This window comes from Asticcacaulis sp. (assembly GCF_020217185.1).
In the GTDB taxonomy this organism is placed as follows: Bacteria; Pseudomonadota; Alphaproteobacteria; order Caulobacterales; family Caulobacteraceae; genus Asticcacaulis.
Window position 1 is genome coordinate 1 of record NZ_JAIWNX010000253.1, and the last position, 10000, is coordinate 10000.

The 10000-nt window shown below is 64.2% G+C and carries 10 protein-coding genes; 7 read left to right on the forward strand and 3 right to left on the reverse strand.

Features of this window, described 5'->3' with window-relative positions; genetic code table 11:
* On the reverse strand, positions 1-203 hold a 203-nt coding region (locus LDL37_RS12605; protein WP_290798855.1), incomplete at its 3' end, for a site-specific integrase.
* A 151-nt stretch (positions 204-354) separates the two neighbouring features.
* Here LDL37_RS12605 and LDL37_RS12610 point away from each other — a divergent pair.
* Together LDL37_RS12610 and aroB are read left to right on the forward strand one after the other, a co-directional pair.
* Positions 355-915 (forward strand): shikimate kinase, encoded by a 561-nt coding sequence (locus tag LDL37_RS12610; RefSeq protein WP_290798858.1) that lies wholly within the window; start codon positions 355-357, stop codon positions 913-915.
* A complete protein-coding gene (gene aroB, locus LDL37_RS12615) occupies positions 912-2027 on the forward strand; it encodes a 3-dehydroquinate synthase (RefSeq protein ID WP_290798885.1) in 1116 nt (371 codons plus the stop codon). Before LDL37_RS12610 ends, aroB begins: the two co-directional genes overlap by 4 nt.
* Before the next feature lie 38 nt (positions 2028-2065).
* On the opposite strand, the gene LDL37_RS12620 is transcribed toward aroB, so the two are convergent.
* Complete coding sequence (locus LDL37_RS12620) at positions 2066-5554, reverse strand: efflux RND transporter permease subunit (RefSeq protein WP_290798860.1); 3489 nt, start codon at positions 5552-5554, stop codon at positions 2066-2068.
* Positions 5554-6705, reverse strand: coding sequence for an efflux RND transporter periplasmic adaptor subunit (locus tag LDL37_RS12625; RefSeq protein ID WP_290798863.1), 1152 nt, complete (start codon positions 6703-6705; stop codon positions 5554-5556). Before LDL37_RS12625 ends, LDL37_RS12620 begins: the two co-directional genes overlap by 1 nt.
* 86 nt (positions 6706-6791) lie before the next feature.
* Here LDL37_RS12625 and LDL37_RS12630 point away from each other — a divergent pair, with 86 nt between their 5' ends.
* The 5 genes from LDL37_RS12630 to LDL37_RS12650 form a co-directional block, all read left to right on the forward strand.
* The gene (locus LDL37_RS12630; RefSeq protein ID WP_290798866.1) at positions 6792-7475 is read left to right on the forward strand and encodes a TetR/AcrR family transcriptional regulator; all 684 of its coding nucleotides are present in this window, start codon (positions 6792-6794) and stop codon (positions 7473-7475) included.
* 73 nt (positions 7476-7548) lie between these two features.
* Positions 7549-8385 (forward strand): neutral zinc metallopeptidase, encoded by an 837-nt coding sequence (locus LDL37_RS12635; protein WP_290798869.1) that lies wholly within the window; start codon positions 7549-7551, stop codon positions 8383-8385.
* 130 nt (positions 8386-8515) lie between these two features.
* The gene (locus LDL37_RS12640; RefSeq protein ID WP_290798873.1) at positions 8516-9295 is read left to right on the forward strand and encodes a helix-turn-helix domain-containing protein; all 780 of its coding nucleotides are present in this window, start codon (positions 8516-8518) and stop codon (positions 9293-9295) included.
* 160 nt (positions 9296-9455) lie between these two features.
* Positions 9456-9647: a hypothetical protein gene (locus LDL37_RS12645; protein WP_290798876.1), complete on the forward strand. Its 192-nt coding sequence runs from the start codon at positions 9456-9458 to the stop codon at positions 9645-9647.
* A gap of 158 nt (positions 9648-9805) precedes the next feature.
* On the forward strand, positions 9806-10000 hold a 195-nt coding region (locus tag LDL37_RS12650), incomplete at its 3' end, for a sulfite exporter TauE/SafE family protein (RefSeq protein WP_290798879.1).

A 10000-nucleotide genomic window follows, 5' to 3' on the forward strand; every position in this document is an offset into this window, starting at 1 on the left:
GATGAGGCCAGCCCGCGCGCATCCAGCGCCGCAAAAAAACCGGCAATATCGCCTTCGCCGAGCGTCAAAAGTCCGTCGGCATCGACCCCAGCATGGTTGCGCAGATCGAGAAGGTCCTGACCATAGGCCTCCCGCGTGCGCGGTGAAGCATTGCGTTCGACGCTGAGCATCTCAAAAAAAGCGGTGAGCGGATCGGGACGCATGGTCTGGCTTTCGAAACGGGGGCAATTGGCCGTCCTTGGGACGATCTTGGGCACTATCAAAGCAATTTGGTTTATGACTGGCTAAATCGGGCCAACATCGTGTAAAGCACCTCCATGCATATCGTTTTTCCGCGCACGGGGCGCGCGCGTCGTGCCTGAGACCTCGAAACCGACTGAACCGCGTCTGATCCTGCCGCGCCCGGTGGCGCTGGTGGGGCTGATGGGCGTGGGCAAGACCACGGTGGGCCGACGGCTGGCCGACGCGCTGGCCGTACCCTTCCGCGACGCCGACGAAGAGATCGAAAAGGCCGCAGGCCTCAGCGTCTCCGACATCTTTGCCGCCTTTGGTGAGGCCGGTTTCCGCGACGGCGAGCAAAAGGTCATTTCGCGCCTGCTTGACGACGGGCCGCAGATACTGGCGACCGGCGGCGGGGCCTTTGTGCAGCCCGCCACCCACGACATCATCAAGCAAAAGGCCGTCACCGTGTGGCTGAAGACCGATCTGCGCGTCATCGCGCGGCGCGTCGCCCACCGCAACCACCGCCCGCTGCTGCGTGACCGCGACCCGATGGAGGTCCTGCGCGAGCACGAGGCCAAACGCTACCCCTTCTACGCCAGGGCCGACATCACGGTCGATACCGGCGATCAGTCGCACGGCAAGAGCGTCGAACTGGTCATCGGCGCTCTGAAAACCTTTCTGGAACCGAAATAATGCCCACACTTCCCGTATCCGGCGGCGATTTCCGCCCCTATGAGGTCGAGGTCGGCACCGGTCTGATCGCGTCGGCCGGTCGTCGCGTCCTCCCCTTCCTGAAAAACCGCCGCACCCTGATCGTCACCGACAGCCATGTGGGGCCGCTGCACGCGGTGCGCCTCAAAGAGGTGCTGGAGGCCGAAGGCATTGCCGCGCAGATCCTCACCCTGCCCGCAGGCGAAGAAACCAAATCGTGGGAGGGGCTTAAGGCCCTGACCGACGGTCTGGTCGAGGCGGGGCTGGACCGCAAGGACGTGATCATCGCGCTGGGCGGTGGCGTCATTGGCGACCTGACCGGCTTTGCGGCCGCCATCTATATGCGCGGTATCGACTTCGTGCAGATCCCCACCACCGTACTGGCGCAGGTCGATTCCAGCGTCGGCGGCAAGACGGCCATTGACCACCCGAAGGGCAAGAACCTGATCGGGGCCTTCCATCAGCCGCGTCTGGTCCTGTGCGATCTCGACGTGCTGGCCACCCTGCCGGCGCGCGACATCCGCTGCGGCTATGCCGAGGTGATCAAGTACGGCCTGCTGGGCGACAAGGCGTTTTTCGAGTGGCTGGAGGCGAATGATCAGGCTGTTCTGTCGCTGGAGCCGGCGGCCATTGAGCACGCCGTCGCCCGCTCGGTCGAGATGAAGGCCGAAATCGTCGCCGCCGATGAACGTGAAGGCGGGCAACGGGCCCTGCTCAATCTGGGGCACACCTTCGGTCACGCGCTGGAGGCCGAACTGGGCTTTGGCGACACCCTGTTGCATGGCGAAGCCGTGGCCATCGGCATGGGCATGGCTTTCCGCTATTCCGCGCGCGTGGGTCTGTGTTCTCAGGCCGAAGCCGACCGCGCCGTGGCGGCCATTGCCAAGGCAGGCCTGCCGACGCAGATGACGCAGATTCGTAACGCGGCCTTTGATGCGGATACGCTGATCCGCCATATGGGCCACGACAAGAAGGCCGAGGGCGGCAAGCTGGTCTTTGTGCTGGTCAAGGGGATCGGTGAGGCCTTTGTGGCCAGGGATGTGTCCGCCGACTCGATCCGCGACTTCCTGATCGCCGACGGGGCCAGCGCCTAACCCTCCTCCCCTGCGAAGCGGGGGAGGAGAAATGAGGTCTATTCCCCCGCCACGGTTTCGGGATCGCTTTCCTTCTGGGCGCGGAAATATTTGCGCGTATGCCGCCCCAGAAACTGCGCGAAGTCATCGACCAGCGTATAGGCCACAGGCACGAACAGCAGCGACAGAAGCGTGGACGTAATCAGCCCGCCAATGACCGCTATGGCCATAGGCGCGCGGAAGGCCACGTCGGCACCCCACCCCACAGCAATCGGCAACATACCCGCCCCCATGGCCACGGTGGTCATCAGGATCGGCCGCGCCCGCTTGTGCGCCGCGTCCATCAGGGCGTCCATGCGCGGCATCCCGCGATTGATGGCCTCCAGCGCGTATTCGACCAGCAGGATCGAGTTCTTGGCCGCAATACCGGTCAGCATGATCAGGCCGATCAGGGCGGGCATGGACAGCGACTTACCGGTGATCAGCAGCAGGAAGAAGGCCCCGCCAAAGCTGAGCGGCAGGGCCGTCAGGATGGTGATGGGGATGGTGAAGCTGCGGAACAGCAGGACCAGCACCACATACATCAGCATGATACCCGTGCCGATGGCCACCATGAAGCCGGTGGCCATTTCGGCCTGACTTTCCTGATCGCCGGTGACCAGTTCCTGCACGCCCGCGGGCAGGTTCTTCATGATCGGCAGGTTGCGCACGGCGTCCTGAGCGATACCCGCAGGCACGCCTTCGGGCAGGTTGGCCTTCACCGTCGCGGTGCGCGACCGGTCGATGCGCGTGATCTGGATCGGACCGGAGCCGAAACGCACGTCCGCCACCGCCTCCAGCGGCACGGGTACGCCGGAATTGGTCGGCACCTTCAGTTCCGCCAGCGTCTCCACAGCGGTGCGCGCCTGCGTATCCATCAGGACGCGGATCGGCACCTGACGGTCACCGATATTGTACTTGGCGAGAATCTGGTCGAAGTCGCCAACCGTGGCCACACGCGCCGCCTGAGAGATGGCCTGCGACGACACGCCCATCAGCGCGGCCTGATCCGGCTTTGGCGTCACCAGCACTTCGGGCCGCGACAGGTTGGAGGCCGAGAAGACGTTACGCAGACTGGACAGGCCGCGCATCTGGCGCTCCAGTTCACGCGACGCGCGCTCCAGCGCCACCGGGTCGTCAGACGCCAGGGTGAAGGAGATGACGCCGCCCCCGCCGCCTTCCTGCCCGAAGGAGGCCCGCACACCCGGATAGCGCGACACGAAGGTGTTGAAGTCGGACTCAAACTGCTGCTGCGTCAGCTTGCGCTCATGGCGCGGGATAAGGTTGATGGTCAGGTTGGCCTTGCGCAGATCGACCGAGGCAAAGGCGCTCTTGACCTCCGGACGCTTTTTCAGCTCCTCCATGACCGAGATGACCACGGCATCCGTTTCATCCAGCCGCGTACCCGGCGGCATTTCGATGGACAGGAAGGAACGACCATTGTCACCGACCGGGATGAACTCGCCCGGCAGCTTGCTCGAAATGAAGATCGACAGGACGAAGAAACCGATACCGGCCATCAGTATGCCCCAGCGCATCTTCATGGCGTCGCCGCCGTGTTTGCGCAGAAGCGTCCACACGCCATAGGCCAGAGCCGCAAAGACGGCAAAGCCGATCCCGGCGCCGATAAAGGCCCCCACACCCTTGGGCGGTGCGGCGGGGGCAGACGGCGGAGGCGGCATAAACGGTCCGGCCAGCATAAGGAGAGCCAGCGCCACAAAGCCCAGCAACATCAGTCCCAGCGGCCAGCGCGCATGTACCTCGGCGCGGCCGCTGATGAGGCCCAGCCCCAGACCGACCACCAGCACGCCCAGTCCGACGGCACCGGTCATCAGACCCGCGCCCTTGCCGACAAACTCCGCCGCGCCGATCAAAAGCAGCACACCACCGACCGTGATCCCCAGCGTCCACAAAAGCGTGCGCCAGTAGAAGGGGCTCTCCAGCCCCCATCTCAGGCTGCTTAAATAGCCCTTCATCCAGAACGGGTCGTCGTGCTCCTTGGCCGGATTGGCGCGCATCAGATAGGCCCCCATCAGCGGGGTCAGGGTGCGCGCCACCACCAGCGAGAAGAAGACCGAGACGCAGGCCGCCACCGCGAAGCTCTTGAAAAACTGCCCCACAATGCCCGGCATGAAGCCCACCGGGGCGAACACGGCGATGATCGTTGCCGTCGTCGCCACCACGGCCAGACCGATTTCGTCGGCGGCCTCAATAGCGGCGTCATAGGGCTTTTTGCCGTCGCGTATGTGTCTGACGATGTTCTCGATTTCCACGATGGCGTCATCGACCAGAATACCGATGGTCAGCGACAGGGCCAGCAGCGACACGATGTTGAACGAGTCGTTGATCACGTACATGACGAAGAAGGTCGGCAGCAGCGACATGGGCATGGCCACGGCCGAAACGAAGGTCGCCCGCAGGTCGCGCAGGAACAGCCACACCACGAACACGGCCAGCGCCGCGCCGATCAGCAGGGTTTCCATCGAGGCCAGATAGCTTTCCTTGACCCAATCGACCGAGGCCGTGACCTCTTCGATGACCATGTTCGGATGCGCCTTGCGGATGGCGTCCATCGAGGCGCGCACCGAGTCGGCCACATCGACTTCGGATGAACCGATTGAGCGATAGACGGCGAAGCCCACCACCTCATTGCCATTGAAGCGCGCGCGTTCCCGCGGCTCGCCCCAGGTGTCGATCACCTGCCCCAGATCGCCCAGACGCACCGAGCCGCCGTTCGACAGGGCGATGCGCGTTTCGCGCAGGGCATCGACCGAACCGGCATTGCCGAGCGTGCGGATCGACTGCTCAGAGCCACCGACCTCAAGCCGCCCGCCGGGCAGGTTGACATTGGTGGCGCGCAACTGGTTCGACACCTCGGCCGCCGTGATCCCCTGCCCGGCCAGACGCGCCGGATCGAGCTGGATACGGATTTCGCGCGCCACCCCGCCGATGCGCGTCAGCTTGGCCACGCCCTTATTGGCAAGGACTTTTTTGGAAATGTCGTTATCGACAAACCACGACAACTGCTCCGGGTTCAGGCCGTCGCCACGGATAATATAGTTGATCAGCGCCTCGCCCGACGCCTCTTCGCGGCGGATGATCGGGTCCTGCACGTCAGCGGGCAGGTCCGACCGGATCTGCGCCACGGCGTTGCGCACATCATTGGTCGCCTTTTCGAGATCGACGCCCAACTGGAACTCGATCGCGGTCGTGGACACGCCGTCATTGACGTAGGAGGTAATATGCTTGACCGAGCCGATGCCGGAAACGGCGTCTTCGACGCGGCGCGTCACCTGGGTTTCCAGTTCCGCCGGGGCCGCCCCTGACTGCACATAGGTGGCGGTCACCACCGGCAGGTCGATATCCGGAAAGTTATTGATGCGCAGGGCCTGAAACGCGCCCCAGCCGACAATGGTCATGACGATGAAGAACAGCACCGTCGGGATGGGGTTGCGGATCGACCACGAAGAAATGGTGCCGCGATTGGGAGGCGTGACGGGGCTGTTCATTACTGGCCCCCGGCCTTTTCAGCCCCGGCCGGTGTGGTCGTTCGGGAGACGCGCACGGCGTCCCCATCGACCAGGAAGCCCGCCCCGCTGGTCACCACCTTTTCCCCGGCGCTGACGCCGCTGGCGATGACAATGGCGTCGCCGCGCCGTTCCCCCGTCTTCACCTTGCGGCCACTGACCTTGTTATTGGCCCCGACGACAAAGGCCACCGGCTGGTTCTGCTGATAGACGACGGCCTTTTGCGGGATAAGGACCGCCGGCTGTTCGCCGACCGTGATCGAAGCGCGCGCGAACTGACCCGGCTTAAACCCGGCATCGGCGGGGATGCTGATGCGGGCAAAACCCAGCCGCGTCTGCTGATTGACCGCTGGCGTCACAACCCGCACCGTGCCGGTGACGGTCTGACCCGTTTCGCCCGTGACGGTGGCGCTCATGCCCGCTTTCAGCGCGCTCAGCTCGGTTTCGACCACTTCCATATTCATTTCGATGCGGTTGTCGCGCACGATACGGAACAGTTCCGTGCCCGGCGATACAATCTGACCGGCCACGGCCGTGCGTGAGGTGATCAGGCCCGATACCGGGGCGCGCACCACCGTCTGATTGAGTTGGGTCTGGGCCTGCGCCGCAGACGCCTCGGCGGTGGCGACCTGTGCCTGAGCGGTCTTGTAGGCGGCCTCCTTCTGATCGAGCGCCGACTGCGAGGCATAGCCCTTGTCGAACAGTTCCTTATAGCGCTGATAGGCGCGCTCGGCCTCAACGGCCTGCGCTCTGGCGCTCTGGATACCGGCCTGCGCCTGCTGAAGCTGGGCACGCAGCACGGCATCGTTCATCTTCAGCAGCGGCTGCCCCTGCTGCACATACTGTCCTTCGTCGGCCAGCACGGCGGTGGCGGTCAGGCCCCCGACCTCAGCCCCGATCGGCGCTTCCTGCCAGGCGGCGACCGTACCGGAGCCGGTAATCACCAGAGGCGCCACGGCTTCGGTAGCCAGCGTCGCCTCAACCAGCGCCCCTTCGGCGGGCTTCTTTTCCGCCTCACCCTTCTGACCGGAGCACGCCGCCACAGACAGGGCCAGCACACCGCTCAGCAAAAGCCGCGAGGCCGACCGTTTGAAAACCGTGGAAACATAAGGAGCCGAGGCCAAAGCGCGCATGGGCGATATCCTGAAGACTTGTAATCCGTAAAGACTTATCGTTTCATTGACCAATCAGTCAACGAACAGCGTATTAAAAATAATCAATGCCGCCAAAACCCCACACTGCCCCTGCCGAGGACCCGTGCGCCTGCGGCCTGAAAGCCGTCGCTAGGCGGCTGGGCATCCGCGAGCGCGCCAAGGCGCTGCGGCCGGGCCAGATACTGGAGGCGGCGCGTGACGAATTCTGTCAGCATGGGTTTGCGGCGACGCGGCTGGAAGACATTGCCAAACGCGCCGGCATCTCCAAGGCGCTGATCTACGTCTATTATCCGACCAAAACGGATTTGTTTCTGGCGGTTGCCCGTCATGTTACCGACCCCATCAAAGGCGCAGACTTCGTCCTTGACCCCGAACGCTCCGCCGAGGACCAGTTGCGGCACGAGCACGAACGCTTCTACGCCAACCTGCTACAGGATGAACATACGCTGGGCATCCTCAGACTGATCATTTCGGAGAGCCACCGCGTGCCCGAAATCGGCCAGTTCTATGCGCTGGAGCTGGTGGGCGGTGAAATCGAGAGCCTGCGCGACCTGATCCGACACGGCATGGCGCGCGGTGAATTCGCGCCCGACGCGCTGGAGCGGCTGACCGGCATCGAAGACATCGTCATCGCGCCGGGCATCATGATCATGCTGACCCAGATCATCGGCGGCGGCGTGCAATACGATCTGAGCAAATGGTCGAAGGCGCATCTCGACATGGTGCTGGGGCTGCTGAAGGCCGGTTGAGCCCACCAAGGTGTATTGTCTTCTTATCAGAGCCGCGTACACTTTCAGTTAAGCATAGCAAGGACAGGGCATCATGGTCGATTGGGAAGGCGGACGCCGCAGCGGGGTTGAGGATCGGCGCGGTCTGGGCGGCGGGGCCCTGATCGGGGGCGGCAGTATCGGGGCCATCGTGCTGGCCCTGATCGGCTATTTCGTCTTCGGCATCGACCCGCAGACCCTGCTCAGCCAGACGGCGCAGGTGTCGGGTCAGGCCTCCGGTCCGGCCGCAGTCGGGGCCTGCCCCGAAGGCGACAAGGCCTGCGAATTTACCGACGTCATGCACACCTCGGCCAATGAGGTGTGGGCCTCGGCCATCCGCGGCTATGAGCCCTCGACTCTTGTCCTCTATACGCAGGGCACCCAGACGGGGTGCGGTGTGGGGCAGTCGGCCATGGGGCCCTTCTACTGCCCTGCCGACCGCAAGGTCTATCTCGATCTCGACTTTGCCCGCACGCTGGAACAGCAACTGGGCGCATCGGGTGACTTTGCCCTGGCCTACGTCATCGGCCATGAGGTCGGGCACCATGTGCAAAATATCACCGGCCTGTCCGGCGAGGTGCAGCAAAGGCAGCAGCGCCTGAGCGAGCGCGGGTCAAACGCCCTGTCGGTCAAGCTGGAGCTTCAGGCCGACTGCTATGCCGGGGTGTGGGCCAAACGCTCGGACGCGCAGGCCCACTGGCTGGAAGCCGGCGATCTGGAAGAAGCGCTCAACGCCGCCTCAGCCGTCGGCGATGACACCTTGCAACGACGCAGCGGCGGCGAAGTCGTGCCGGATTCCTTCACGCACGGCACGTCGAAGGAACGGGTCTATTGGTTCAGCACCGGTTATGCGTCCGGCGATCCCAAGGCCTGCGATACCTTCAAAGCCTGAGCCCGACCCCGCTCAACTATACGATAAAACAACGGCTTACGGCACGATTTTGGTTCAAACCTGGCGGAATCGGCTGTAGGATGCTGCCTGACACAGGGGCAACCAGACTGAGGCAGGGCCGGACACCGCCATGAGGGAAAGCGACGCCAACCGTATCCGTCAGTTGCAACTGCTGGCGACCATCTCCGATGAGGCCTTCGCGCAGATCACGCGCGGCGCGCTGGTGCAGACCTTCCCCGCCGGGGCCAACCTCATCTACGAAGCGGATTCGGTCGATTTTCTGTATATTCTGATCGACGGCATGGTCGAGCTTCAGGGCCACTGGCACGATAAGGAAAGCACGCTGGCCGTGCTGCGGCCCATCTCGACCTTCATTCTGGCCGCCGTGGTCCTCGACGCCCCGGCCCTGATGGCGGCGCGCACCCTAAGCCGCTCCCAGATCGTCATGCTGCCCGCCGAGACGTTCCGCGCTGCCATGCGCGACGACGCGGGTTTTGCCGTCGCCGTGGCCCAGGAATTGTCGGGCTGCTATCGCGGGCTGGTCAGAACCATCAAGAACCACAAGCTGCGGTCGGGCACCGAGCGGCTGGCCAACTATCTCCTGACCCAGCAGGTGCGGCAGGGCGGTGGCGACACGGTCGAACTGCCCTACGAAAAGCGCATATTAGCCTCGCTTCTTGACCTTACGCCCGAAAGCCTGTCGCGTGCCTTTGCCCAACTCGACAAGTACGGCGTCGCCGTTACCGGCAGCCGCGTCGTCATCGGCAATGCGGCGGGCCTGCGCAAGCTGGCGCGCCCCAATGCCCTGATCGACAACCACAAACCGCCCAAAGGCGACGTGCAGGGCAAGGCCGCCAAGGAGCTGTGGCCCCTGCCCGGCGATCGCGGCTGCGGCATGGAACTGGAATAGCCACTTATCAAATATCAAGTCGCCGCACGGCCTTGATCAATAGGGCCCCTATCGCACGTTAAGGCGCGTGCGGCGCGAGCTGCATATACCACTCCCTGAGGCTGTTTCAGGAGTGAGTCCATGTCTATCCCCTTTTCTCCAGACCCTGTTGAGGGCACGGATGCCCGTCTCCGTCGATAAGGCCCTGCGCACGGTGCGGCGCAAGGGCTGGGAACCCACGCCGACCGACGACGGTCTGTGGTCGCTGGCGCACGTCGTGTTGTCCACCGACGAACTGATCGCGCTGGCGGCGGCTCTGGTGGCAGCAGAACCGAAGGCGACCCCGGCAGACGATCCCCTCCCCCCGAAATAACAGCGGCTTGCGGCAAATTGCCCCGCGCCATTTGGCTCAGGCGCTTTTGTCCGCGCGCAACTGTAACCACCCCCTACACACACAGGCCGCCCAACGGCCTTTCACCCACAGCGAGGCGGCGGCCGGATTCCATCCCGCCCCCATCAGGACAGACACATATGACGGCGCACGAGGTCTTTTCGGGACTGTTCCCGGCCTGCGGCGCCCTTGTCGAGGGACAGGGGCCGCTGTGGCTTGGCCTGTTCCTGGCCGGTCTGACGGGGAGTGTCGCCCACTGCCTGCCCATGTGCGGGCCGTTTGTGCTGATGCAGATGGCCGCGCCGGGTCAGTCGCGGTGGGCGCGCCTGCTCTTG

Coding starts and splice junctions, on each gene's coding strand:
- LDL37_RS12620 (WP_290798860.1), bottom strand. CDS start 5,554: ATGAACAGCCCCGTCACGCCTCCCAATCGCGGCACCATTTCTTCGTGG.
- LDL37_RS12625 (WP_290798863.1), bottom strand. CDS start 6,705: ATGCGCGCTTTGGCCTCGGCTCCTTATGTTTCCACGGTTTTCAAACGG.
- LDL37_RS12630 (WP_290798866.1), top strand. CDS start 6,792: ATGCCGCCAAAACCCCACACTGCCCCTGCCGAGGACCCGTGCGCCTGC.
- LDL37_RS12635 (WP_290798869.1), top strand. CDS start 7,549: ATGGTCGATTGGGAAGGCGGACGCCGCAGCGGGGTTGAGGATCGGCGC.
- LDL37_RS12640 (WP_290798873.1), top strand. CDS start 8,516: ATGAGGGAAAGCGACGCCAACCGTATCCGTCAGTTGCAACTGCTGGCG.
- LDL37_RS12645 (WP_290798876.1), top strand. CDS start 9,456: ATGCCCGTCTCCGTCGATAAGGCCCTGCGCACGGTGCGGCGCAAGGGC.